This is a genomic window from Enterobacter cloacae complex sp. IR53030 (genome assembly GCF_049238365.1).
GTDB classification, from domain to species: Bacteria; Pseudomonadota; Gammaproteobacteria; order Enterobacterales; family Enterobacteriaceae; genus Enterobacter; species Enterobacter kobei.
On record NZ_JBMKHA010000001.1, the window covers coordinates 149,982 to 174,864 of the forward strand.

At 54.4% G+C, this 24,883-nt stretch carries 25 protein-coding genes and 6 tRNA genes; 20 read left to right on the plus strand and 11 right to left on the minus strand.

Annotation, left to right across the window (positions count from 1 at the left end; genetic code table 11):
• The first annotated feature begins 1 nt into the window (after position 1).
• The 13 genes from tolR (at position 2) to pnuC (ending at position 7,329) form a co-directional block, all read left to right on the plus strand.
• Positions 2–430 carry a colicin uptake protein TolR gene (tolR, locus tag ACOTXR_RS00740; RefSeq protein WP_003858589.1) on the plus strand — a complete coding sequence of 143 codons (429 nt, stop codon included), beginning with the start codon at positions 2–4 and terminating at the stop codon, positions 428–430.
• A gap of 28 nt (positions 431–458) precedes the next feature.
• Positions 459–1,727: a cell envelope integrity protein TolA gene (gene tolA, locus ACOTXR_RS00745; protein ID WP_014883046.1), complete on the plus strand. Its 1,269-nt coding sequence runs from the start codon at positions 459–461 to the stop codon at positions 1,725–1,727.
• Positions 1,728–1,857: 130 nt separating this feature from the next.
• Positions 1,858–3,150 carry a Tol-Pal system beta propeller repeat protein TolB gene (tolB, locus tag ACOTXR_RS00750; RefSeq protein WP_058689820.1) on the plus strand — a complete coding sequence of 431 codons (1,293 nt, stop codon included), beginning with the start codon at positions 1,858–1,860 and terminating at the stop codon, positions 3,148–3,150.
• 35 nt (positions 3,151–3,185) lie between these two features.
• Entirely contained in the window at positions 3,186–3,707 is a 522-nt protein-coding gene (gene pal, locus ACOTXR_RS00755) for a peptidoglycan-associated lipoprotein Pal (RefSeq protein WP_003858578.1), read from the plus strand.
• A 9-nt stretch (positions 3,708–3,716) separates the two neighbouring features.
• Complete coding sequence (cpoB, locus tag ACOTXR_RS00760) at positions 3,717–4,514, plus strand: cell division protein CpoB (RefSeq protein WP_023332428.1); 798 nt, start codon at positions 3,717–3,719, stop codon at positions 4,512–4,514.
• Between the two features lie 161 nt (positions 4,515–4,675).
• Positions 4,676–4,751, plus strand: a tRNA-Lys gene (locus ACOTXR_RS00765).
• A 26-nt stretch (positions 4,752–4,777) separates the two neighbouring features.
• Positions 4,778–4,853: transfer RNA gene (locus ACOTXR_RS00770), tRNA-Val, on the plus strand.
• Positions 4,854–4,856: 3 nt separating this feature from the next.
• A tRNA-Lys gene (locus ACOTXR_RS00775) sits at positions 4,857–4,932 on the plus strand.
• A 146-nt stretch (positions 4,933–5,078) separates the two neighbouring features.
• Positions 5,079–5,154, plus strand: a tRNA-Lys gene (locus ACOTXR_RS00780).
• A 23-nt stretch (positions 5,155–5,177) separates the two neighbouring features.
• Positions 5,178–5,253 (plus strand) — tRNA-Lys (locus ACOTXR_RS00785).
• A gap of 23 nt (positions 5,254–5,276) precedes the next feature.
• Positions 5,277–5,352, plus strand: a tRNA-Lys gene (locus ACOTXR_RS00790).
• Positions 5,353–5,543: 191 nt separating this feature from the next.
• Positions 5,544–6,587: a quinolinate synthase NadA gene (gene nadA, locus ACOTXR_RS00795; RefSeq protein ID WP_200923845.1), complete on the plus strand. Its 1,044-nt coding sequence runs from the start codon at positions 5,544–5,546 to the stop codon at positions 6,585–6,587.
• Between the two features lie 22 nt (positions 6,588–6,609).
• Positions 6,610–7,329 (plus strand): nicotinamide riboside transporter PnuC, encoded by a 720-nt coding sequence (pnuC, locus tag ACOTXR_RS00800; RefSeq protein WP_014883049.1) that lies wholly within the window; start codon positions 6,610–6,612, stop codon positions 7,327–7,329.
• Here pnuC and zitB read toward each other — a convergent pair.
• Entirely contained in the window at positions 7,326–8,264 is a 939-nt protein-coding gene (zitB, locus tag ACOTXR_RS00805; protein WP_058689822.1) for a CDF family zinc transporter ZitB, read from the minus strand. The two genes, pnuC and zitB, sit on opposite strands and share 4 nt — an antisense overlap.
• 105 nt (positions 8,265–8,369) lie before the next feature.
• Positions 8,370–8,750, minus strand: a complete 381-nt coding sequence (locus ACOTXR_RS00810) for a protein YbgS (protein ID WP_058689823.1) — start codon at positions 8,748–8,750, stop codon at positions 8,370–8,372.
• 303 nt (positions 8,751–9,053) lie between these two features.
• Between ACOTXR_RS00810 and aroG the strand changes: the two genes are divergently transcribed.
• Complete coding sequence (gene aroG / locus ACOTXR_RS00815) at positions 9,054–10,106, plus strand: 3-deoxy-7-phosphoheptulonate synthase AroG (protein WP_014883052.1); 1,053 nt, start codon at positions 9,054–9,056, stop codon at positions 10,104–10,106.
• Between the two features lie 61 nt (positions 10,107–10,167).
• Here the strand turns inward: aroG and gpmA are convergent, their stop codons facing one another.
• The 7 genes from gpmA to modE form a co-directional block, all read right to left on the minus strand.
• Positions 10,168–10,920, minus strand: a complete 753-nt coding sequence (gene gpmA / locus ACOTXR_RS00820; RefSeq protein WP_008501111.1) for a 2,3-diphosphoglycerate-dependent phosphoglycerate mutase — start codon at positions 10,918–10,920, stop codon at positions 10,168–10,170.
• 205 nt (positions 10,921–11,125) lie between these two features.
• Positions 11,126–12,169 carry a galactose-1-epimerase gene (gene galM, locus ACOTXR_RS00825; protein WP_058689824.1) on the minus strand — a complete coding sequence of 348 codons (1,044 nt, stop codon included), beginning with the start codon at positions 12,167–12,169 and terminating at the stop codon, positions 11,126–11,128.
• Entirely contained in the window at positions 12,163–13,311 is a 1,149-nt protein-coding gene (gene galK / locus ACOTXR_RS00830; RefSeq protein ID WP_014883054.1) for a galactokinase, read from the minus strand. The genes galM and galK overlap by 7 nt, the downstream gene beginning before the upstream one ends.
• 3 nt (positions 13,312–13,314) lie before the next feature.
• Positions 13,315–14,361 carry a galactose-1-phosphate uridylyltransferase gene (gene galT / locus ACOTXR_RS00835; protein ID WP_023332433.1) on the minus strand — a complete coding sequence of 349 codons (1,047 nt, stop codon included), beginning with the start codon at positions 14,359–14,361 and terminating at the stop codon, positions 13,315–13,317.
• 9 nt (positions 14,362–14,370) lie between these two features.
• On the minus strand, positions 14,371–15,387 hold the full coding sequence (galE, locus tag ACOTXR_RS00840; RefSeq protein WP_023332434.1) for a UDP-glucose 4-epimerase GalE: 1,017 nt from the start codon (positions 15,385–15,387) through the stop codon (positions 14,371–14,373).
• A 200-nt stretch (positions 15,388–15,587) separates the two neighbouring features.
• Positions 15,588–17,060, minus strand: coding sequence for a molybdate ABC transporter ATP-binding protein ModF (modF, locus tag ACOTXR_RS00845; RefSeq protein ID WP_058689825.1), 1,473 nt, complete (start codon positions 17,058–17,060; stop codon positions 15,588–15,590).
• Positions 17,061–17,127: 67 nt separating this feature from the next.
• Positions 17,128–17,916: a molybdenum-dependent transcriptional regulator gene (modE, locus tag ACOTXR_RS00850; protein WP_023332436.1), complete on the minus strand. Its 789-nt coding sequence runs from the start codon at positions 17,914–17,916 to the stop codon at positions 17,128–17,130.
• 127 nt (positions 17,917–18,043) lie between these two features.
• Here modE and ACOTXR_RS00855 point away from each other — a divergent pair, with 127 nt between their 5' ends.
• The 4 genes from ACOTXR_RS00855 (at position 18,044) to modC (ending at position 20,893) form a co-directional block, all read left to right on the plus strand.
• The gene (locus tag ACOTXR_RS00855) at positions 18,044–18,193 is read left to right on the plus strand and encodes an AcrZ family multidrug efflux pump-associated protein (RefSeq protein ID WP_014883059.1); all 150 of its coding nucleotides are present in this window, start codon (positions 18,044–18,046) and stop codon (positions 18,191–18,193) included.
• Between the two features lie 176 nt (positions 18,194–18,369).
• Positions 18,370–19,143, plus strand: coding sequence for a molybdate ABC transporter substrate-binding protein (modA, locus tag ACOTXR_RS00860; RefSeq protein WP_014883060.1), 774 nt, complete (start codon positions 18,370–18,372; stop codon positions 19,141–19,143).
• A complete protein-coding gene (modB, locus tag ACOTXR_RS00865; RefSeq protein ID WP_014883061.1) occupies positions 19,143–19,832 on the plus strand; it encodes a molybdate ABC transporter permease subunit in 690 nt (229 codons plus the stop codon). Before modA ends, modB begins: the two co-directional genes overlap by 1 nt.
• Positions 19,833–19,834: 2 nt before the next feature.
• Entirely contained in the window at positions 19,835–20,893 is a 1,059-nt protein-coding gene (modC, locus tag ACOTXR_RS00870; protein ID WP_032637159.1) for a molybdenum ABC transporter ATP-binding protein ModC, read from the plus strand.
• Here modC and ACOTXR_RS00875 read toward each other — a convergent pair whose 3' ends face one another.
• On the minus strand, positions 20,894–21,712 hold the full coding sequence (locus ACOTXR_RS00875) for a pyridoxal phosphatase (protein WP_032637158.1): 819 nt from the start codon (positions 21,710–21,712) through the stop codon (positions 20,894–20,896).
• A gap of 140 nt (positions 21,713–21,852) precedes the next feature.
• Here ACOTXR_RS00875 and pgl point away from each other — a divergent pair, with 140 nt between their 5' ends.
• Positions 21,853–22,848, plus strand: a complete 996-nt coding sequence (pgl, locus tag ACOTXR_RS00880; RefSeq protein ID WP_058689826.1) for a 6-phosphogluconolactonase — start codon at positions 21,853–21,855, stop codon at positions 22,846–22,848.
• A 444-nt stretch (positions 22,849–23,292) separates the two neighbouring features.
• Positions 23,293–23,382: a type I toxin-antitoxin system toxin TisB gene (gene tisB, locus ACOTXR_RS00885; RefSeq protein ID WP_023332440.1), complete on the plus strand. Its 90-nt coding sequence runs from the start codon at positions 23,293–23,295 to the stop codon at positions 23,380–23,382.
• 52 nt (positions 23,383–23,434) lie between these two features.
• On the opposite strand, the gene ACOTXR_RS00890 is transcribed toward tisB, so the two are convergent.
• Complete coding sequence (locus ACOTXR_RS00890) at positions 23,435–24,718, minus strand: putative acyl-CoA thioester hydrolase (RefSeq protein WP_032637155.1); 1,284 nt, start codon at positions 24,716–24,718, stop codon at positions 23,435–23,437.
• Positions 24,719–24,883: the final 165 nt, after the last annotated feature.

Here is a 24,883-nt window from a genome sequence, read left to right on the forward strand (position 1 = left end):
CATGGCCAGATCGCGTGGACGAGGTCGTCGCGAGCTCAAGTCCGAAATCAATATCGTTCCACTGCTGGATGTCCTGTTGGTACTGCTGCTGATCTTCATGGCAACAGCGCCAATCATTACCCAGAGCGTGGAGGTGGATCTGCCGGATGCGACAGAATCACAGGCGGTGAGCACCAATGACGATCCTCCGGTCATCATTGAAGTTTCCGGCGTAGGGCAGTACAGCGTGGTGGTAGAAAAAGATCGTATGGATCAGCTTCCACCGGAGCAGGTGATAGCTGAGGCGCAGCGTCGCCTGGAGTCAAATCCGAAAACGGTCTTCTTAATCGGTGGCGCGAAAGACGTACCCTACGATGAAATTATTAAAGCGCTGAACTTGCTACATAGTGCGGGTGTTAAGTCAGTTGGCTTAATGACTCAACCTATTTGATCATCCGCGTAGTTTTTGGGAACCGATAGTGTCAAAGGCAACCGAACAGAACGACAAGCTTAAGCGAGCGATAATCGTCTCCGCAGTGCTGCACGTGATTCTTTTTGCAGCGCTGATCTGGAGTTCGTTCGATGAGCATATTGATGCATCAGGCGGCGGTGGAGGGTCTTCCATCGATGCCGTTATGGTGGATCCCGGTGCGGTAGTGCAAAACTATAATCGCCAACAGCAGCAGAAGGCGAGTGCAAAACGGGCTGAAGAACAGCGTGAAAAACAGGCGCAACAGCAAGCGGAAGAGCTGCGTGAAAAGCAGGCCGCGGAGCAGGAACGTCTGAAGCAGCTTGAGAAAGAACGTTTGCAGGCGCAGGAAGCGGCGAAAGAGCAGGCGGAACAGCAGAAGCAAGCTGAAGAGGCTGCGAAAAAAGCGCAGGAGCAGCAAAAGCAGGCGGAAGAAGCGGCCGCTAAAGCCGCAGCGGATGCCAAAGCGAAGGCTGATGCCCAGGCAAAATTAGCGGCTGAAGCAGCGAAGAAAGCGGCTGCCGATGCCCAGAAAAAAGCTGAAGCCGAAGCCGCGAAGAAAGCCGCTGCTGATGCTCAGAAGAAAGCCGAAGCCGAAGCGGCGAAGAAAGCGGCTGCTGACGCTCAGAAGAAAGCTGAAGCCGAAGCGGCGAAGAAAGCCGCTCAGGAAGCAGAGAAGAAAGCAGCGGCTGACGCTGCGAAGAAAGCGGCAGCTGCCGAGAAGGCCGCGGCTGAAAAAGCGGCTGCGGCTGAAAAAGCTGCTGCTGATAAAAAAGCGGCTGCCGAGAAAGCTGCAGCAGATAAAAAAGCGGCTGCCGATAAGAAAGCTGCGGCTGAAAAAGCCGCTGCCAAAAAGGCCGCTGCAGATAAAGCGGCTGCGGCTGCCGGCGTCGACGATTTGCTGGGCGACCTGAGTTCAGGTAAGAACGCACCAAAAGCGGGTGGCGGGGCGAAAGGGAACGGTCAGCCGTCTAAAGACAGCGGGACCTCCGGCGCCAACGGCGGGGCAACGGGTGCAGATATCAGCGCTTATGCGAAGCAGATTCAGGTGGCGATCCAAAGCCGTCTGTTTGATGCGGGCCTGTATCAGGGCAAACAGTGCGTGCTGCATATCAATCTTGCCCCAGATGGACGGTTGAAAAGCGTCACTTCTGAAGGGGGCGATCCTGCGCTTTGCCAGGCAGCGTTAGCCGCAGCAAGATCGGCGAACATTCCTAAACCGCCGAGTGAGGCTGTTTACGATAAGATAAAAGATGCCAAACTAGACTTTAAGCTGTGATCGTCTTTCCTTTGGGAAGTATAGAAAACCGACTATTGTCATAGCCAGGATCGTGTAGTTTTGTCTATTTGAGTTTGTTAACATTCTGCTAAATTATCGTGGGTAAGGTTACCCGGATAAGGGAGATATGATGAAGCAGGCATTACGTGTAGCATTTAGTTTTTTAATGCTGTGGGCAGCTGTGCTGCACGCAGAAGTACGTATCGAGATCACCCAGGGGGTGGACTCGGCACGCCCAATCGGTGTTGTTCCGTTCCAGTGGGCCGGTCCTGGCGCTGCACCTGAAGATGCCGGTGGCATCGTGGCGGCTGACCTGCGTAACAGCGGTAAATTCAACCCGTTAGATCGTTCTCGTCTGCCTCAGCAGCCGGGCAGTGCACAGGAAGTACAGGCTGCTGCATGGTCTGCGCTGGGTATTGATGCGGTCGTTGTGGGTCAGGTTACCCCTAACCCGGACGGCTCTTACAACGTGGCCTGGCAGCTGGTAGATACCGGCGGTGCACCGGGTACCGTTCTGGCACAGAACTCCTACAAGGTCACTAAACAGTACCTGCGCTACGCGGCTCACGCGGCCAGCGATGCGGTATTCGAAAAACTGACCGGCATTAAAGGTGCGTTCCGTACCCGTATTGCTTATGTGGTGCAGACCAACGGCGGTCAGTTCCCGTATGAGTTGCGCGTCTCTGACTACGACGGCTACAACCAGTTCCTGGTGAAACGTTCTTCCCAGCCGCTGATGTCTCCAGCCTGGTCTCCGGACGGTTCTAAACTGGCATACGTGACTTTCGAGAGCGGTCGTTCTGCGCTGGTTATCCAGACGCTGGCTAACGGTGCTGTGCGTCAGGTAGCGTCGTTCCCACGTCACAACGGTGCGCCTTCCTTCTCTCCGGACGGCTCTAAACTGGCCTTTGCGCTGTCTAAAACCGGTAGCCTGAACCTGTATGTGATGGATATTGGCTCTGGCCAGATCCGCCAGGTGACCGATGGTCGCAGCAACAACACCGAACCTTCATGGTTCCCGGACAGTCAAACCCTGGCGTTTACCTCTGACCAGGCTGGCCGTCCACAAATCTATAAAGTAAACATCAACGGCGGTGCTCCGCAGCGTATTACCTGGGAAGGTTCGCAGAACCAGAACGCAGACGTGAGCAGCGACGGTAAATTCATGGTAATGGTCAGCTCCAACGGTGGGCAGCAGCACATTGCCAAACAAGATCTGGTAGCGGGTGGCGTTCAAGTTCTGTCGTCAACGTTCCTGGATGAAACGCCAAGTCTGGCACCTAACGGCACTATGGTAATCTACAGCTCTTCTCAGGGGATGGGATCTGTGCTGAATCTGGTTTCTACAGATGGGCGTTTCAAAGCGCGTATTCCGGCCACTGATGGACAGGTAAAATCACCTGCCTGGTCGCCGTATCTGTAAATAATAATTAATTGATTACTAAAGGAATCATAGAAATGCAACTGAACAAAGTGCTGAAGGGGCTGATGATCGCTCTGCCTGTAATGGCAATCGCAGCGTGTTCTTCTAACAAGAACGCAAGCAATGACCAGAGCGGCGAAGGCATGATGGGTGCCGGTACCGGTATGGACGCGAACGGCAATGGCAACATGTCTTCTGAAGAGCAGGCGCGTCTTCAGATGCAGCAGCTGCAGCAGAACAACATCGTTTACTTCGATCTGGATAAATACGACATCCGTTCTGACTTCGCTGCGATGCTGGATGCTCACGCTAACTTCCTGCGTAGCAACCCATCTTACAAAGTCACCGTAGAAGGTCACGCGGACGAACGTGGTACCCCAGAGTACAACATCTCCCTGGGTGAACGTCGTGCTAACGCTGTTAAAATGTACCTGCAGGGTAAAGGCGTTTCTGCTGATCAGATCTCCATCGTTTCTTACGGTAAAGAAAAACCTGCAGTACTGGGTCACGACGAAGCGGCTTACTCCAAAAACCGTCGTGCCGTACTGGTTTACTAAGAGAATGGCATGAGCAGTAACTTCAGACATCATCTGTTGAGTCTGTCGTTACTGGTTGGAATAGCGGCCCCCTGGGCCGCTTTTGCTCAGGCACCAATCAGTAGTGTCGGCTCAGGCTCGGTAGAAGACCGGGTCACTCAACTCGAGCGTATTTCTAACGCTCACAGTCAGCTTTTAACCCAACTCCAGCAACAACTTTCCGATAACCAAAACGATATTGACTCACTCCGCGGTCAGATTCAGGAAAGTCAGTATCAGCTTAACCAGGTTGTGGAACGTCAGAAGCAAATCTTGTTGCAGATAGATAGCCTGAGCAGCGGTGGTGGTGCAGCAGCACAACCCGCAGCAGGCGATCAGAGCGGAGCGGCGACATCCGCGCCCGCGCCGTCTGCGGATGCTTCCGCTTCCACAGGCGCGCCTGTACAGAGCGGTGACGCGAATACGGATTACAATGCGGCCATTGCCCTCGTGCAGGATCAATCTCGTCAGGACGACGCGATTGCTGCGTTTCAGAACTTTGTTAAGAAATACCCTGATTCAACCTACCAGCCAAATGCCAATTACTGGCTTGGTCAGTTGAATTACAACAAGGGTAAAAAGGATGATGCGGCGTTTTATTTTGCCTCCGTGGTGAAAAATTACCCAAAATCGCCGAAAGCGCCAGATGCGATGTATAAGGTTGGCGTGATCATGCAGGACAAAGGTGACACTGCGAAAGCCAAAGCGGTTTATCAGCAGGTGGTCGCCAAATTCCCTGGTACCGAAGGTGCCAAACAGGCGCAAAAACGTCTGAATTCGATGGGATGATTATCGCATGACCAGAAATCGCGTTATTTCTGGTCGTGCAGCATGATTCGTAAGCAGTTAAGTGATCTTCATCGAAATTTTTGTTGCGCAGAATTCTTAAATCAGTAATATATGCCGCCGTTGCCACGGGATATCAAACAACGTGAAAACAGCGTAAAAGTGGGTCGTTAGCTCAGTTGGTAGAGCAGTTGACTTTTAATCAATTGGTCGCAGGTTCGAATCCTGCACGACCCACCACTTAAGCAGTTCCGGTAGTACAGAGTGGGTGATTAGCTCAGTTGGTAGAGCATCTCCTTTACACGGAGGGGGTCGGCGGTTCGAGCCCGTCATCACCCACCACTCGGGTCGTTAGCTCAGTTGGTAGAGCAGTTGACTTTTAATCAATTGGTCGCAGGTTCGAATCCTGCACGACCCACCAATTTTAATGTCTTACTCAGATATTAAACGTGAAGGATAACGTTGCTTTAGCAACGGCCTGAAGGGCGAGGCGAAGCCGAGTCATCCTGCACGACCCACCACTTAAACGTGGTACCGAGTAAAAATCTTCGAAGTCAGCACCCGAATGGGTCGTTAGCTCAGTTGGTAGAGCAGTTGACTTTTAATCAATTGGTCGCAGGTTCGAATCCTGCACGACCCACCACTTCGAAGAAAAAATCCCGCAAGGGGTCGTTAGCTCAGTTGGTAGAGCAGTTGACTTTTAATCAATTGGTCGCAGGTTCGAATCCTGCACGACCCACCACTTCGAAGAAAAAATCCCGCAAGGGGTCGTTAGCTCAGTTGGTAGAGCAGTTGACTTTTAATCAATTGGTCGCAGGTTCGAATCCTGCACGACCCACCAATGTAGAAAGGCGCCCTAAAGGCGCCTTTTTGCTATCTGCAATTCTATAAATGCTCCACACCTCTATTCCCGGTGACTTTTCACTCCAGATTCGCTATCTTGTTTAGTATACAAAACACAATTGCCATGCGTTTTGCTATGTCAGGCAAAAGAAAGGCAATATTGTTAAGCCCGTAAAACGAGAAGCCATAATGAGTGTGATGTTTGATCCCGAAGCCGCCATCTATCCGTTTCCGCCAAAACCTGTTCCGCTAAGCCAGGACGAAAAACAGTTCTACCGCGAGAAGATCAAACGTCTTCTGAAAGAGCGAGACGCGGTGATGGTGGCGCATTACTACACCGATCCGGAAATCCAGCAACTGGCGGAAGAGACCGGGGGCTGCATCTCTGACTCTCTGGAGATGGCGCGCTTTGGCGCAAAACATCCTGCTTCCACGCTGCTTGTTGCTGGCGTGCGTTTTATGGGCGAAACGGCGAAAATTCTCAGCCCGGAAAAAACCATTTTGATGCCGACGCTGAATGCCGAGTGTTCGCTCGATCTTGGCTGCCCGATTGACGCGTTCACCGCCTTCTGCGACGCCCATCCTGACCGTACCGTGGTGGTTTATGCCAACACCTCCGCGGCGGTAAAAGCGCGGGCACACTGGGTCGTCACCTCCAGCATCGCCGTTGAGCTGATTGAGCATCTGGACAGCCTGGGTGAGAAAATTATCTGGGGACCTGACCGACATCTCGGCAATTATGTTCAGAAGCAGACAGGCGCTGACGCCCTCTGCTGGCAGGGGGCCTGTATTGTGCACGACGAATTCAAAACCCAGGCGCTGGCACGCATGAAGGCGCTTTATCCTGACGCCGCCATTCTTGTTCACCCTGAATCCCCCCAGTCCATTGTCGACATGGCGGATGCCGTGGGTTCAACCAGCCAGCTTATCAACGCGGCAAGAACGCTGCCGCACAAGCAGCTCATCGTGGCGACCGATCGCGGTATCTTTTATAAGATGCAGCAGGCCGTGCCGGAGAAAGAGCTCCTTGAAGCCCCAACGGCAGGCGAGGGCGCGACGTGTCGCAGCTGCGCGCATTGTCCGTGGATGGCGATGAACGGTCTGAAAGCGATTGCCGAAGGGCTGGAGACGGGCGGCGCCGCGCATGAAATTCATGTCGATGCTGCGCTGCGCGAAGGTGCGTTAATTCCGCTTAACCGCATGCTGGATTTTGCGGCTACACTACGTACTTAATTCAAAACGTTCCGGGGAAAAGATGGATTTTTTTAGCACGCAGAACATTCTGGTTCATATACCGATTGGTGCAGGTGGCTATGACCTGTCATGGATTGAGGCCGTCGGCACGCTGGCGGGTTTACTCTGCATCTGGCTGGCAAGCCTGGAGAAAATCAGCAATTACGCGTTCGGGCTGATTAACGTTACGCTGTTTGCGATTATCTTCTTCCAGATCCAGCTGTACGCCAGCCTGCTTTTGCAGTTGTTCTTCTTCGCCGCCAATATTTACGGCTGGTACGCATGGTCGCGGCAGAACAGCCAGCAGGAGGCTGAGCTACAGATCCGCTGGCTACCCCTGCCAAAAGCCATTGCCTGGTTTGTCGCTTGCGTGGTTGCTATTGGTTTCATGACCGTTTATATCAACCCGGTGTTTGCCTTCCTGACCCGCGTGGCCGTTTCGGCTATGTCCGGTATCGGCCTGAGCGTAACGATGCCAGAACTTCAGCCGGATGCTTTCCCGTTCTGGGATTCCTGCATGATGGTGCTGTCAATTGCGGCGATGATCCTGATGACCCGTAAATACGTTGAGAACTGGCTGCTGTGGGTCATCATCAACGTTATCAGCGTGGTCATTTTCGCGCTGCAGGGCGTCTATGCGATGTCGCTGGAATATCTGCTGCTGACCTTCATTGCCCTGAATGGCAGCCGTATGTGGATTAAGAGCGCGCGTGAGCGAGGCTCTCACGCGCTTTCCCGCTAATGGTGATGATGATGTGAATGGTCGGGCTGCTCCTCGTTAAGGTGGCAGTCCGGCCCGTTACAGGCCTGATACTCCATCTGGACGGTGGCGTGGCCAATCTCGTAATGATGTTCCAGGAAGTGATGAATGCGTTCCAGTAATGCATCGTGATCGTGAGGTGGGATCACCTGAACGTGTAGCGTCATCACCGGTTTTTCACCTACCTGCCAGACATGCACATGATGAACATTGCGCACTTCCGGGACAGAACGGCGCAGGTTACGCTTCAGCTCGTCAATGTCCATTGATGCGGGTGCCCCTTCAAGCAGTTCATTGACGCTCTCCTTCAGCAGACTCCAGGCGCTACGTAAAACCAGACACGATACCAGCACGGAGAGAATCGGGTCGACTGGCGTCCAGCCGGTATAGAGGATCACCAGCGCGGCGACTATCGCCCCGACTGAGCCGAGCAAATCCCCCAGCACATGCAGGGCAGCAGCGCGCACGTTGAGGTTCTTTTCCCCGCTGCCGCGATGCAAAATCCAGAATGCCAGAATATTTGCCAGCAGCCCCGCGACGGCAATCACCATCATTGTCGTTCCGGCTATTGGCTGCGGGTGCCTGAAGCGTTGGATGGCTTCCCAGACGATAAGAATAGTAATGACCACCAGCGCGATGGCGTTAACAAACGCGGCAAGCGTAGTCAGCCTCAACCAGCCGAAGGTATGGCGTGCGTTCGGAGGACGACGAGCAAATTGCACTGCCAGCAGAGCGAAGAGTAGCGCTGCGGCATCGGTCAGCATGTGCCCGGCATCAGCCAGCAGCGCCAGCGAGCCGGAGACCAGACCGCCAATGACCTCGATAACCATAAACGTGGCCGTAACGCCGAAGGCCAGCATGAGTCGTTTTACGTTGTCATTTCCGGGAGAAGATGCGTGTGAGTGGGTGTGCGCCATGTCTGCTTTCCTGTTTCGTTATTTTTTAGTGTAGCGTTTTTAACAGGTTACTCCAAAAAGAAAGGAGAGCCTGGGCTCTCCTTTCGCATTTAAAGCACTGACGACTTACTGGGTTGTGCCATCGGTTTTGGTATTGGCATCGTTACCCACTTTGTCGTTAGGGTCGGGACATTTGCCGTCCTTACACATTGAGTTCTTATGAACTTCATTTGAACTCATATTGTCGTGATTCATGGTGCCGGAATCACTGCCGTTCGGATGCAGCATGGTGCCGCCGGTATTGGTGTTGCCGGTATTGATCTGGCTGTTATCGACATTATTTGGGGCGATATTTTGTTTCGCATCAGGGGCGACCTGGCCTGCTTCTGCTGCCGCATTGGCATCACCGTTGCTGTCTGAGGTGCCCGTTTCAGCAGCCAGGACGCTGCCGCTTGCCAGGGTGAGAGTGGCGGTCAGGAAGAGGGTTGCCAGTTTTGTCATTTTCATCATGGTGCTCCTGTTCTTGTCGTTACGCTGGATAACTTTCTCCAACAGTGCATCTTTTTAGAGGCGAAAGATTCCGCCTTACGGACTTACGTCAGTAGGGAATCGCGTTTAGGCGTATAAAATTGGTTGTTACAGTTAAAAAGCTTAGGTTAGATCTCATTTTTCGCTATTTTGTGGCGATTTTTAGGCGAATTCCAGGAATTATCTGCGTGAAGTGTAAAACCGTGTTTACACTTCCTGGTCGACAAGATAGATTGAAAGGATTGCTTTCATTACTAAAGATATGGCAGAGCTGGAAAGAAAATGAATTATCAGAACGACGATTTACGCATTAAAGAGATCAATGAGTTATTACCTCCTGTAGCGCTCCTTGAGAAATTCCCCGCCACTGAAAATGCCGCAAACACGGTTTCTCATGCTCGCAAAGCGATCCATAAGATCCTGAAAGGTAATGACGATCGTCTTCTGGTGGTGATTGGTCCATGCTCTATCCACGATCCTGCTGCGGCAAAAGAGTATGCGGCAAGGCTGCTTCAGCTGCGCGAAGAGCTGAAGGATGAGCTGGAAATCGTCATGCGCGTCTATTTTGAAAAACCGCGTACGACCGTTGGCTGGAAAGGGCTCATTAACGATCCGCACATGGATAACAGCTTCCAGATCAACGACGGTCTGCGTATTGCGCGCAAGCTGCTGCTGGAGATCAACGACAGTGGCCTGCCTGCTGCCGGTGAGTTCCTGGACATGATCACGCCACAATACCTGGCTGATTTGATGAGCTGGGGCGCAATTGGTGCCCGTACCACGGAATCTCAGGTTCACCGCGAACTGGCATCCGGTCTCTCTTGTCCGGTTGGTTTTAAAAACGGCACCGACGGCACCATTAAGGTGGCTATCGACGCCATTAACGCAGCGGGTGCACCGCACTGCTTCCTGTCCGTGACCAAATGGGGTCATTCCGCCATCGTGAACACCAGCGGTAACGGGGATTGCCATATCATTCTGCGTGGCGGCAAAGAGCCAAACTACAGTGCAAAACATGTGGCCGACGTGAAAGTCGGGCTGGAAAAAGCCGGGCTGCCACCGCAGGTGATGATCGATTTCAGCCATGCCAACTCCAGCAAGCAGTTTAAAAAGCAAATGGACGTCGGGGCTGATGTCTGTCAGCAGATTGCCGGCGGTGAGAAGGCGGTGATTGGCGTGATGATTGAAAGCCATCTGGTCGAAGGTAACCAGAACCTGGAAGGCAGCGAGCCGCTGGTGTACGGCAAGAGCGTCACGGATGCCTGCATCGGCTGGGACGATACCGACACCCTCCTGCGTCAGCTGGCGAACGCGGTCAAAGCACGACGCGGTTAAGTCCTGAGGCAGAAATAAAAAAGCGCGGAAGGCTCCGCGCTTTTTTTATGTCTGGCGAAAATTACTTCGCTTTACCCTGGTTCGCGACAGCCGCGGCTTTCGCTGCGATTTCATCCGCGTTACCCAGATAGTAGTGTTTGATTGGTTTGAAGTTTTCGTCGAACTCATACACCAGCGGTACGCCAGTTGGGATGTTCAGTTCAAGAATTTCGTCTTCACCCATGTTGTCCAGGTATTTCACCAGCGCACGCAGGGAGTTACCGTGAGCGGCGATGATCACGCGCTCACCGCTTTTCAGGCGTGGCAGAATGGTTTCGTTCCAGTAAGGCACAACGCGGTCGATGGTCAGCGCCAGGCTTTCGGTGGTTGGCAGCTCAGCGTCAGTCAGTTTCGCGTAACGCGGGTCGTGGCCCGGGTAGCGCTCGTCATCTTTGGTCAGCTCTGGTGGGGTTACCGCGAAGCCGCGACGCCACTGTTTAACCTGCTCGTCACCGTATTTCTCAGCGGTTTCGGCTTTGTTCAGACCCTGCAGCGCACCGTAGTGGCGCTCGTTCAGTTTCCAGGATTTCTCAACCGGCAGCCAGGCCTGATCCAGTTCGTCGAGCACGTTCCACAGCGTGTGGATGGCACGTTTCAGCACAGAGGTGTAAGCAAAATCAAAGCTGAAGCCTTCTTCCTTCAGCAGTTTACCTGCTGCTTTTGCTTCGCTTACGCCTTTCTCAGACAGATCAACGTCGTACCAACCGGTAAAGCGGTTTTCGTTGTTCCACTGGCTTTCGCCGTGACGCACCAGGACCAGCTTAGTAATAGCCATCTCTTACTCCTCAAGCATTTTTAGAATGATAACAATTCTCATTATATTGCTGTGGCCAGGCCAGCAGCAACGCTTAACCCTAACCATAGCGAAAATAGTCTCCGAGTGTAAGATGCTTGTGAATCCAGGGTTATGATTTTGTCTGCGATCGGCGCTATTTTCAGCAAGGGGAGCAGAAAAAAGCCCTCGATGTGAGGGCCTGTCGTTAAGCGCGCGGAATGAAATGATACTCGGTGACGCTCACGTACTCTTCACCCGGGCGCAGAACGCAATCTGGCTGCAGCCATTCCGGATGATTCGGGCTGTCAGGCAGGAACTCGCTCTCCAGTGCCAGACCCTGCCAGTCGCTGTATTCATTGTGTTCGCGTGCCGTTGTGCCGCCTAGATAGTTACCTGAGTAGAACTGCAGGGCAGGGGCGGTGGTATAAACGGTCATCTGCAGCTTCTCGTCAGCAGACCAGACCTGCGCGGCGGGCTGGCTGAGATCGCCTTTGGCCTGCAACAGGAAAGCGTGGTCGTAGCCTTTCACCTTGCGCTGATCGTCATCACTCAGGAAATCCTGTGCAATAGCTTTCGCATTGCGGAAGTCGAAGCTGGTGTCGTTCACCTGCTTCAGGCCCTGATAAGGTATGCCCATTTCGTCAACCGGCAGGTACGCGTCCGCAAGGATTTGCAGCTTGTGGTTGCGCACGTCGCACTGGTTGCCGTCCAGATTAAAGTAGGCATGGTTAGTCAGGTTAACCGGACACGGCTTGTCGACCGTGGCACGGTATTCGATGGCGATTCGGTTGTCGTCGGTCAGCGTGAAGCGTGCGGAGGCGATAAGGTTGCCCGGGAAGCCCTGATCGCCATCAGGTGAATCCAGCGAGAACAGCACTTCGCTGTCATTTTGACGGACAATTTTCCAGCGGCGTTTATCAAACCCTTCCGGTCCGCCGTGAAGCTGGTTCTCACCCTGACTTGGAAGGAGAGGGTACGCCACGCCGTCGAGTTCGAAACGGCTTTTAGCGATGCGGTTGGCATAGCGGCCGACGGACGCTCCCAGAAAAGCCGATTGGTTAACATACTGCTCAGGCGATGCACAGCCGAGCAGCGTTTCACGCACGCTGCCGTCCGGCATCGGTACGCGGGCGGAGAGCAGGGTTGCACCCCAGTCCATCAGCGTAACCACCATCCCTGCGCGGTTGCGCAGGGTTAACAGGCGATACGGCAGACCATCCGGTGCGAGAGTAGGTGTTTCGTTTAGCACTGTCCGGCTCCTTGTGATGCTTTACATACATAGAAGGTTTCTTTAATACCTGTCTTTGCTTCGTACTGCTTCGTCACGGCATCCTGTACGGCAGGGACCAGCTCTTCCGGTACCAGCGCAACGATGCAGCCCCCGAAGCCGCCGCCGGTCATGCGCACGCCGCCTTTATCGCCGATGGTCGCTTTGACGATCTCAACCAGGGTATCAATTTGCGGGACGGTGATTTCAAAGTCATCGCGCATGGAGGCATGCGATTCAGCCATCAGTTCTCCCATGCGTTTCAGGTCGCCTTTCGCCAGCGCGGACGCGGCTTCAACGGTACGGGCGTTCTCCGTCAGCACGTGACGAACGCGTCTGGCGACAACCGGATCCAGCTCATGCGCAACCTTATTGAATTCATCAAGCGTCACGTCGCGCAGGGCGGGCTGCTGGAAGAAGCGTGCACCGGTTTCACACTGCTCGCGGCGGGTGTTGTACTCGCTGCCCACCAGCGTGCGCTTAAAATTACTGTTGATAATCACAACAGCCGCGCCTTTGGGCAGCGGAACGGCTTTGGTGCCAAGCGAGCGGCAGTCGATCAGCAGCGCGTGCTCTTTTTTGCCCAGCGCGGAGATCAGCTGGTCCATAATGCCGCAGTTACAGCCCACGAACTGGTTTTCTGCTTCCTGACCGTTAAGGGCGATTTGCGCCCCGTCCAGCGGCAGATGATAAAGCTGCTGGAACACGGTCCCCACGGCGACTTCCAGAGAGGCAGAGGAGCTTAAGCCCGCGCCCTGTGGCACGTTGCCGCTGATCACTAAATCCGCACCGCCAAAGTTCTTGTTACGCTTCTGCAGATGCTTCACTACGCCGCGCACATAGTTAGACCACTGCTGGCTGTCGTGCGTCACAATGGGGGCATCAAGGGAAAACTCGTCGGTTTCGTTACCGTAATCCGCCGCTATCACGCGGACGTTACGGTCGTCGCGCTTTGCGCAACTAATAACCGTCTGGTAATCAATGGCACACGGCAGCACAAAACCGTCGTTGTAGTCAGTATGTTCACCGATCAGATTGACGCGGCCAGGCGCCTGAATAACATGGGTGGCAGGGTAGCCAAATTTCTCAGCAAACAGGGATTGTGTTTTATCTTTCAGACTCATTTTTTAGACTCCTGATTCGCGATAGTGGACGTCACTCACGGCACGCAGACGTTCGGCTGCCTGTTCCGCCGTCAGGTCACGCTGGGTTTCCGCCAGCATTTCATAGCCCACCATGAACTTACGTACCGTCGCAGAGCGAAGCAGTGGCGGATAGAAATGGGCATGCAGCTGCCAGTGTTGGTTCTCTTCGCCGTTAAACGGTGCGCCGTGCCAGCCCATGGAATATGGGAAAGAGCACTGGAACAGGTTGTCGTAACGGCTGGTCAGTTTCTTCAGCGCCAGCGCAAGGTCGTCGCGCTGTGCGTCGCTGAGATCGGTCATGCGCTGTATGTGCGCTTTCGGCAACAGCAGCGTTTCAAACGGCCAGGCGGCCCAGTAAGGTACGACGGCGAGCCAGTGTTCGGTTTCCACCACGGTACGGCTGCCATCGGCCAGCTCACGCTGGGTGTAATCAACCAGCATGGGTGAGCCGTTTTCCTCGAAATAGGCTTTTTGCAGGCGGTCTTCGCGTTCGGCTTCGTTAGGCAGGAAGCTGTTCGCCCAGATCTGGCCGTGCGGATGCGGGTTGGAGCAGCCCATCGCCGCACCTTTGTTTTCAAATACCTGCACCCATGGGTAAGTCTGCCCCAGCTCAGCGGTTTGCGCCTGCCAGGTGCCGATCACCTCTTTCAGTGCCTCAACGCTCAGCTCCGGCAGCGTTTTGCTGTGATCGGGCGAGAAGCAGATCACGCGGCTGGTACCCCGCGCGCTTTCACAGCGCATCAGCGGGTCATGGCTCGCGGGCGCGTCCGGCGTGTCGGTCATTAGCGCAGCAAAATCGTTGGTGAAGACGAAGGTGCCTTTGTAGTCCGGGTTTTTATCTCCGGTGACGCGCGTGTTGCCCGGACACAGGAAGCAATCCGGGTCATGCTGCGGTAGCGTTTGTTTCGCAGGCGTCTCTTGCGCCCCCTGCCAGGGGCGCTTGGCGCGATGCGGAGACACCAAAATCCATTGTCCGCTTAACGGGTTAAAACGACGATGCGGATGATCGACGGGATTAAACGAAGTCATGAAAGATCCTTAGTCCGGATAGCCTTGCGGGTGGCGTGACTGCCAGTGCCAGGTATCCTGTGCCATTTCATCAAGCGTGCGGGTCACACGCCAGTTAAGCTCTTTGTCGGCTTTAGTGGCATCCGCCCAGTAAGCGGGCAGGTCACCATCACGACGCGGTGCGAAGTGGTAGTTCACTGGCTTACCGCAGGCTTTGCTGAAGGCGTTAACCACGTCCAGCACGCTGCTGCCCACCCCGGCGCCGAGGTTGTAAATATGCACGCCCGGTTTATCTGCCAGCTGTTGCATGGCCGCAACGTGACCGTCGGCCAGATCCATCACGTGGATATAATCGCGCACGCCGGTGCCGTCCTGGGTTGGGTAGTCGTTACCAAAAATCGCCAGCGACTCACGACGGCCTACCGCCACCTGAGCGATATACGGCATCAGGTTGTTCGGGATGCCCTGCGGATCTTCACCCATATCGCCAGACGGATGGGCGCCGACCGGGTTGAAGTAGCGCAGCAAGGCGATGCTCCATTCCGGCTGCGCTTTTTGCAGATCGGTCAGGATCTGTTCCACCATCAGCTTGCTTTTGCCGTACGGGCTTTGTGGCGTGCCTGTCGGGAAACTTTCAACGTAGGGGATTTTTGGCTGATCGCCATAGACGGTGGCGGAGGAGCTGAAGATAAAGTTTTTAACGTTCGCCGCACGCATGGCGGAGATGAGACGCAGGGTACCGTTGACGTTGTTGTCGTAATACTCAAGCGGCTTCGCAACGGATTCACCGACGGCTTTCAGACCGGCGAAGTGGATCACCGCTTCAATGGCGTGGTCGTGAAGGATTTCGGTCATCAGCGCTTCGTTGCGGATGTCGCCTTCCACGAAAGTGGGTTGTTTCCCGCCAAGACGTTCAATCACCGGCAGCACGCTGCGCTTACTATTGCACAGGTTGTCGAGGATGATCACATCGTGACCATTTTGCAGCAGTTGCACACAGGTATGACTTCCGATGTAACCGCTACCACCTGTTACCAGAACTCGCATGATTCGCTCCATTAGGCTTATGGTATGTAATAACCATAGCATAACAGAGACGCTAAAAGTGTGACATGGGATAAAATAGTGGAATCGTTTACACTCGTTTTCAAACTCGCTTTTTCAATCACTCAGACCATTCTAGATCAAAGAGATAGTATTGTATTGATGCAAGTTATCTGAAAAGAGGAGGGCGGGGCCCTCCACGGTTAGTCGATGTGGCTGAGAAGATAGCGATAGCGCTCGCCGTCCGGAATGAACTCAAGACGATGGGTGATACAGGAAGGGGCATCCTCGGCATGGTGTGAAACAAACAGCAGTTGGGTTTCACCCTCGGCAATGAGAATATCCACAAAGCGACGAATCAGCTGGCGGTTTAGCGGATCCAGACCCTGCAGGGGCTCATCCAGAATTAACAGTGTCGGGTGTTTTACCAGCGCGCGAACGATCAATGCCAGGCGCTGCTGCCCCCATGACAAACTGTGAAACGGCGCGTCAGCCACCCGGCTATCCATCCCCAGAATATCCAGCCACTGCTGGGCCAGCTTGTGCTGCTTGTCCGACACCGCCTGATAAATTCCGATGGAGTCAAAATACCCGGAGAGGATCACGTTACGTACCGTGGTACTGACCCGGTAATCCAGATGCAGGCTGCTGCTGACGTAGCCGATATGTTTTTTAATATCCCAGATGGTTTCACCGCTGCCGCGACGACGGCCAAACAACGTGAGATCGTTGCTATAGCCCTGCGGATGGTCGCCGGTGATGAGGCTCAGCAGCGTGGATTTTCCCGCGCCATTCGGGCCGACAATCTGCCAGTGCTCGCCCGGATTCACCGTCCAGCTAAGATGGTTCAGGATCGGGCGGTCGTCATAAGAAATGACCCCATCACGCAGCACGATGCGTGGCTGGTGAGGATCGAGCGCGTGGCGGGCTGACGGGGCATCGGGTTCCGGAAGGGTGATGCCGTCGAGCTGTTCACTGTGCGCGAGCTGGGCGATCAGCGCCTGCTTAAGCAGCGCCGACTTTTCGCCCGTCTCGGTCAGATGACAGTCGGCCAGCACACCGGCATGCTGGACAAAATCCGGAATCTCATCAAAGCGGTTAAGTACCAGCACAAGGGTATATCCCTGCTGATTAAGCGAGCCCAGCAGATGCGCCAGCTGCGCCCGGGACTGGACGTCAAGGCCGTCGAACGGTTCGTCGAGGATCAGCAGCTCAGGCTCGCTCATCAGCGCCTGGCAAAGCAGGGTTTTCCGCGTTTCGCCGGTAGAAAGATATTTGAAGCGTCGGTTGAGCAGGGCGGTAATGCCGAACTGTTCAGCCAGGCGCTGACAGCGGGCAGGATCTTTCACCTCATCCTGGATAATTTCCGCCGTCGTGCGGCCGGTATCTTCTTCTCCAGGACTGAGTAAATCGGTGTTGTTGCGCTGCCATTCGTCGCTCACCAGCTTTTGCAGTTGTTCAAAAGAGAGGCGCGTCAGGCGCGTAACGTCGCTATGGTATTCCCCTTTGAGGAGGGTGAGCTCCCCCGCCAGCGCACGGGCCAGCGCGGATTTACCGCTGCCGTTAGTGCCAACAAACGCCCAGCTTTCACCCGCGCGTATTGTCAAATCAGCAATCGCCAGCGTCCGGGTATCGCTAAGACGAAACGTACCTTGCGAAATATGCAATAATGCCATGATTTATCCCATTTTTTGCAGCAACAGATGTCAGGGATACTCACTGTCAGCGCGGTTGTCAATGCGCTCAGCACAATGTGGCGATAATCACCCGGTCTGCGTTGAAATATGCGGTGACGACAGCACCTTCTTCTAAGCCGTCCGCCTCGCTGCAAGGTACCGTCGCGCAGAGTGATTGTCCGTCCGCCAGCGTCATAAGCACTTCGCATTGCGCCTTGCCGCGTTCAATATGGCTGATTGCGCCCGATAGCTGGTTATCCGCTGCCTGTGCCGTGTCGGGGTTACGCGTGATATTGACCCATGGCGCTTTCAGTAACACCAGCACCTCTTTACCTTCATCCAGGCCAAGGCGCTCTGCACTCTGCGCGGTGATTGCGGCTTTCAGACGCGTTGTTCCATCGGCAAGCAGGATCTCAACATGCTGTTGTATCTGAAGATTATCGCGCGCCGTCACCGTACCAAACCACTGGTTGCGGGCGCTGGTTTGTAACGAGAAGCGGGAAATGGCGGCCAGCAAACTGTCCAGTGGAACGCTATCGTCATCACTCAGAACATCAAACGCTTTTTGCTGGATCTGGCCCAGAAGATCGTAAAGCTGAATCAGGCGCTGGCCGTAGCGAGTCACCCTGGCGCCGCCACCGCCCTTACCGCCCGTGGCTCTGTCGACCAGCGGGTGTTCGCTCAGGGTGTTCATTTCATTGATGGCATCCCAGGCGCTTTTATAGCTGATTCCGGCATTCTTTGCCCCCTGGCTAATCGAGCCCGTTTGTTCTATTTGTTTAAGCAGGGCTATACGTCTGGGGTCGGCAAAAAGCTTTTGCTGTAGTCGGAGAGTAAGAAGAATTTCGGCCTGCATAACAGTGTCCTGGCAAAAAGGATATTGTGACCCAAATGGTGCGGGGCGCAAAGGCTACCGCACAAAAGGGGATGTTTTTCTTACTTTTCAGGGTAGAATAAGCCCTTCACAATATCTGGAGAAAACCATGTTAGAGTTGTTGAAAAGTCTGGTATTCGCCGTGATCATGGTGCCAGTAGTGATGGCCATCATCCTCGGTGCCATCTACGGCCTGGGTGAAGTGTTCAACCTCTTTTCGAACATTGGTCACAAAGACCAGGCTAAAAAGCAGCATTGATTCCCTTCAAAACGCCCGGCTAGCCCGGGCGTTTTGCTCTCAAGCTTTTCTCATTTTCTCCGATAGTATTAAGAATCAGTCCAGCTTACCCCTTGAGCGGTACGATATAGCGCTGGGATCTCCATGAAGATATCGTTATATTATCGTCTATATAACGCTATATACAGGAGCTACAAATGGCACGTTCATGGGTACGTCTTTTCGCTGGGGCAACGCTGACGCTTTCACTTGCCGGGCAGGCGCTGGCGGACGACGGAAAAATTACGGTTTTTGCGGCGGCGTCGCTGACCAACGCGCTGCAGGATATTGCGGCGGCGTATAAAAAAGAGAAAAACGTCGATGTTGTCTCCTCTTTCGCCTCTTCATCTACGCTTGCGCGCCAGATAGAAGCGGGGGCACCGGCGGATCTGTTCATTTCAGCCGATCAGAAATGGATGGATTACGCGGCGGAGAAGAAATCAATTGATCCGGCAACCCGCGAAACGCTGCTGGGGAATAGCCTGGTTGTCGTGGCACCAAAAGCCAGCGCGCAGGCGGATATTACCATTAACAAAGAGACCAACTGGATGAGCCTGCTTAACGGTGGCCGTCTGGCGGTGGGCGATCCGGAGCATGTTCCGGCGGGGATCTACGCCAAAGAAGCGCTGCAAAAACTGGGCGCGTGGGAGACATTGTCGCCGAAACTGGCGCCGGCGGAAGATGTACGCGGTGCGCTGGCGCTGGTGGAACGCAACGAAGCCCCGCTGGGGATTGTTTATGGCTCTGATGCCGTTGCCAGCAAGGGTGTGAAAGTGGTTGCAACGTTCCCGGAAGACTCCCACAAGAAAGTGGAATATCCTGTCGCGATTGTTGATGGACATAAAAACGCGACCGTGACGGCCTTTCGCGATTACCTGAAGGGGCCAGAAGCGTCCGCAATCTTTAAACGTTATGGATTTACGACTCACTGATGATATTGACCGATCCTGAATGGCAGGCTGTTATGCTGAGCCTTAAAGTCTCTTCCCTGGCGGTTGCGCTGAGTTTGCCCTTTGGGATCTTCTTTGCCTGGTTACTGGTGCGCTGCCGGTTTCCCGGCAAAGCGCTGCTCGACAGCGTTCTTCATCTCCCGCTCGTTTTACCGCCCGTGGTGGTCGGCTATCTGTTGCTGATTTCGATGGGGCGACGCGGTTTTATCGGCGAGAAGCTCTACGACTGGTTTGGGCTGACGTTCGCCTTTAGCTGGCGCGGTGCGGTACTGGCCGCGGCGGTGATGTCATTTCCGTTGATGGTGAGGGCGATCCGCCTCGCGCTGGAAGGGGTGGACATGAAGCTCGAACAGGCGGCCCGCACGCTGGGTGCCGGGCGCTGGCGCGTCTTTTTCACCATCACGCTCCCGCTTACGCTGCCGGGGATTATAGTTGGCACGGTACTGGCGTTTGCCCGTTCGCTGGGCGAGTTCGGCGCGACCATCACGTTTGTATCGAACATTCCCGGCGAGACGCGAACGATTCCGTCAGCCATGTACACCCTGATTCAAACACCCGGCGGAGAAGGCGCGGCGGCGCGACTGTGCATCATTTCAATCGTCCTGGCCCTGGCTTCGCTGCTGGTGTCTGAATGGCTGGCGCGGCTGAGTCGCGAACGGATGGGGAAATAAGGATGCTGGAACTGAATTTCACCCAGACGCTGGGGAACCACACGCTGACGCTTAACGAGACGCTGCCTGCAAGCGGCATCACCGCCATTTTTGGCGTCTCCGGTGCGGGAAAAACCTCTCTGATTAATGCGATTAGCGGCCTGACACGCCCGCAGTCAGGGCGAATTGTTCTGAATGACCGCGTTCTGAATGACGTGGAGAACAAAATATACCTCTCGCCGGATAAACGTCGCATCGGCTATGTTTTCCAGGACGCGCGCTTGTTCCCGCACTACAGCGTGCGCGGCAACCTGCGCTACGGTATGGCGAAAAGTATGGCCGGGCAGTTTGATAAGCTGGTGACGCTGTTAGGTATTGAGCCTCTGCTCGACAGGCTGCCTTCCTCGCTTTCCGGTGGAGAAAAACAGCGTGTGGCGATTGGCCGTGCCTTGCTGACCGCACCCGAGCTGCTGTTGCTCGACGAACCGCTGGCTTCGCTGGATATTCCGCGTAAACGTGAACTGCTGCCCTACCTGCAGCGCCTGACCCGCGAGATTAACATTCCCATGCTCTACGTCAGCCACTCGCTGGATGAGATCCTCCATCTGGCCGACAAAGTGCTGGTACTGGAAGAGGGCAGCGTAAAGGCCTTTGGCAACCTGGAAGAGGTGTGGGGAAGCAGCGTGATGCATCCCTGGCTTCCAAAGGAGCAGCAGAGCAGTATCCTGAAAGTGAGCGTGCTGGAACACCACCCGCATTATGCGATGACCGCGCTGGCGCTGGGCGACCAGCATCTGTGGGTGAACAAGGTCGACAAGCCGTTACAGTCCGCGCTGCGTATTCGCATTCAGGCATCGGACGTCTCGCTGGTGCTGCAACCGCCGCTGCAAACCAGCATTCGTAATATTCTGCGCGCCAAAGTGGCGGAGTGTTTTGATGATAACGGTCAGGTGGAAGTGAAGCTTGAGGTGGGAAGCAGGACGCTCTGGGCGCGCATCAGCCCGTGGGCCCGGGACGAGTTAGGTATCAAGCCCGGCCTGTGGCTTTACGCGCAAATCAAGAGCGTCTCGATCACTGCCTGATTACAGCAGGTGGGTATAAATGTACTGCGCGATGCTATCGGTGGTGTTATCGCCAATCACCACGTTAGCGCGCGCTTTCACCGCGTCATCGGCGTTGCCCATCGCCACGCCGGTACCGGCAGCCTCCAGCATACTGATATCGTTATAGTTATCGCCAAAGGCAATCACGTCACGCATCGACCCTCCCTGAGATTCTACGTACTGCGTCAGGCGCTTGCCCTTGCTGTTGCCTTTACGGGCAATATCTACCTGATCGTGCCAGGACCATTCACATTCCAGACCCAGGGTCTGTTCAACCTGTTTCGCGAAGGTATTCAGTTTGGTGGTGTCTTCATCCGTCAGGGCGAATTTCCAGATAGCGTCAACATCCTGAGCGGCCTGGCGCAGGGAGGACACCTGGGTAAAGACCGGACGCTGCGCTTCCGGCAGCGAAAGTGCCCAGTTACTGGTGCGCACCACATGGCCGGTAGGGCGCTCGTACAGCATCGCGTTGTCCACATACATCAGGCCATGAATGGCATGCTCATCCAGCAGATCAATCAGTTGCAGCGCCTGAGGAACCGGTAGCGGGTCGGAGGCTAAAACCTTTTTTGCCTGATAATCATACAAATAAGTGCCATTACAACAAATTGCAGGTGTATCTAACGCCAGTGCCTGATAAAAAGGATGAATGGCAACGTGATGTCGACCCGTTACGATAAGGAGTTGATACCCGGCTTCCTGGGCTCGTTTAAGCGCTTCAAGGGAGGAGGGGAGCAGGGTTTTCTGAGGGGTCAGTAATGTTCCGTCTAAATCCAGGGCAATCACACGCGAGGTCATTTGTTCTTCCGGGTTAATGTTGAATTTTAGGTCTCAGGCGATGTTACACCGAGAGTAAATCGCTGCAAAATTCCTGGCTAAAATTCAGCATTCACCGTTAAAAATAATCACTTTCACGCGCAGTGAGGAAAGGAGTATTCATGAAACAAACCGTTTATACCGCCAGTCCTGAAAGTCAGCAGATCCACGTCTGGCGTTTGAATGCAGAAGGTTCGCTCACGCTGGTTCAGGTTGTTGATGTTCCGGGGCAAGTACAGCCAATGGTCGTCAGCCCGGATAAACGTTTTCTCTATGTTGGCGTACGCCCTGAGTTCCGGGTGCTGGCCTACCGCATCTCGCCGGACGACGGTGCGCTGACCTACACTGCCGAAGCGCCGCTGCCGGGCAGCCCGACCCACATCTCGACCGATCATAAAGGGCGTTTCATCTTTAGCGGCTCTTACAATGCGGGCTGCGTCAGCGTGACCCGCCTTGACGACGGCATTCCGGTCGACACTGTCGACGTGGTGGAAGGGCTGGAAGGATGTCACTCGGCGAATATCTCTCCGGACAACCGCACGCTGTGGGTGCCCGCACTGAAGCAGGATCGCATCTGCCTGTTTACCCTGAGCGACGATGGTCACCTGGTGGCGCAAAACCCGGCTGAAGTGACTACCGTTGAGGGCGCAGGCCCACGCCATATGGTCTTCCACCCGAACCAGCAGTATGCCTATGTGGTAAACGAACTGAACAGTTCGGTAGACGTGTGGGAGCTGAAAGATCCAAACGGTCAGATCGAATGCGTGCAGACGCTGGATATGATGCCGTCTGACTTCTCTGACACCCGCTGGGCGGCGGATATCCACATTACGCCTGACGGTCGTCATCTGTATGCCTGCGACCGTACCTCCAGCCTGATTACCGTCTTTAGCGTCTCCGAAGATGGCAGCGTGCTGGCCATTGAAGGTTTCCAGCCAACGGAAACTCAGCCGCGTGGCTTTAATATCGATCACAGCGGTAAATACCTGATTGCGGCAGGGCAGAAATCCCACCATATCGCGCTGTATGAAATCAAAGGCGTACAGGGTCTGCTGGAAGAAAAAGGACGCTACGCCGTAGGCCAGGGTCCGATGTGGGTCCTGGTCAACGCTCACTAAGTGGCCTGAAACAAAAAACCTCGCGAATGCGAGGTTTTTTTATGCCCGGTGGTAGCCGGGTAGAGCACATCAAAACGTAACCAACCTGATTATCATAATGTTGACTTAAGACGATGTAAAATCATCACCAATGAAGAAAAGACGTTCTCAAGCGGTGGTGCGCAAAAATAATTAATATAATCAATGAGATATTTGTTTTTTCTTTATAGATTCCTAAACTCTCCATAACTGTTTTTATATACAGTAATGGTTTGATATCATTCTGTTCGTTGGTTTGATGTGTTGCAGTTCCGCAATTCAGGATCCTTTTTAAGTCCTGGCTGTCGGGTGGTGCCGACAGTGCCTAAACTGCGGAGCACATCAAAACATAGCCAACACACCTCTGGTGACAGGCAGCGGAAAGGTAAGGCAGAGGAGAAGTGCTCTATACCAAAGGAGTGGCGTATGAGCGGTGTGGAATGGGCAATTCTGTTCCTGCAACTCATGGTTGCGATTATGCAACTATTGGATGCGTATCTTAAGTTTGGTGCCTGACGCATTCAGTCGCAGTAAAAAGGGGGATTAAAATCCCCCTTTTACTCTCATCTTACTGCTTCGGCTCTGCAACCACCTTGCTACCCAGACCGCGGTTGTTGTATTCCCACATGCGGTTGAAGTTCGCGTCATTCAGATTGCGCTGGACGTTCCCTTTATCATCCACCGCACCGGTATTGCCGGAGAACGGACGTTTGGAGATCGCGGCATCAGCCCACGGCTTCGCCATGTTAAAGCCTTCGTTGATCACGCTGTCGCGGATCACGACCTGACCGTTAGTGGCAGAGTCCACATCCAGGGAGCGACCCAGCTGTGCCACGCCGTCACCGGCAGCGTTAAAGCGGCTGTTAACGGCCAGGAAGCCGTAGAACAGGTTAGACTGTGTTGCTGGCGCAAACACGTAACCTTCCTGCTGAGTGCGCGAGTTCACCACGCGGAAATCGGTGTTTTCAAATACCACCGCGCCGCGACCGGACACCAGATCCACGTCACCTTCAACGTAGCTGTTGGTTACCAGCGTACGGGTCAGGCGGTTGTTCTGCAGCGTGTTCTTAACATCGCTGTTGGTCACGAAGAAGGTATTCTGACGGCCCAGAATGTTGACGTTGTTAATCTGCACCTTATCGCCATCACTACGCAGCGCGACGGCCTGGTGAGTACCGGCATCGACGCTGTCGCCGAGGGTATTTTGAATGGTCAGGTTTTGCAGCTGCAGACCATTATTTTGGGACCAGAATACCGCCGAGCACATCAGGCCAACGGTAGCGGAACGCTTGCTCTGGCAGTTATCAAACATGTACCACGCCGGTTTACCTGGCATATATTTACCGGCCGGGTTCACCAGGCGACGCCAGGTGGTGCTGTCGATTTCGGAATCAATCGCCAGGCCAATTTTCACGTCGATTGCTTTTTCGCCCAGACCGTAAAGGGTGATGCTGCCTGGTGCGGCCGGAACATACACGGTGCCTTCGTATTCGCCCGGCAGGATCGCGATGTACTGGCGAGAGGCGCTGTGTTTGGTAATGGCCGCGTCAACCGCTGCCTGAATGGACGTGTGCGTTACGCCCTGGGCGCCAGCCGGTCCAACCACGAAGTCAGGCTGTTTCGGCAGGTTAATAGAAGACGGTGTCCACGGCGCAGCGTTAGGATCCATCGCTGAGAAGTAGTGGGCACGGTCGAAGTTCTTCGCTTCATCAGCGGACAAAATCGGGCGGGACGCGGTGCCCGGTGCTACCTGCTCAGAAGGCAGCTGATCCGGTGGTGTTGAACTGCATGCGGATAAGGTCACGCCAAAGGCGAGCGCTAACGCCAGACGGGAAATCCTGGAAATGTTCAAGGTGGAGCTCCTGGGTATGCAAGTCTTAAACGGGATAGACGAAATAGCCTGCTTTTTTATACTAAGTTGAGCGAAACGGGAAGATAAAAAGGGTAAAAGTTGCATTTTTTACCCGCGGGAGGCGGGAAAGTCATCACAAATAAATAACATTTTCTACCAGAACGG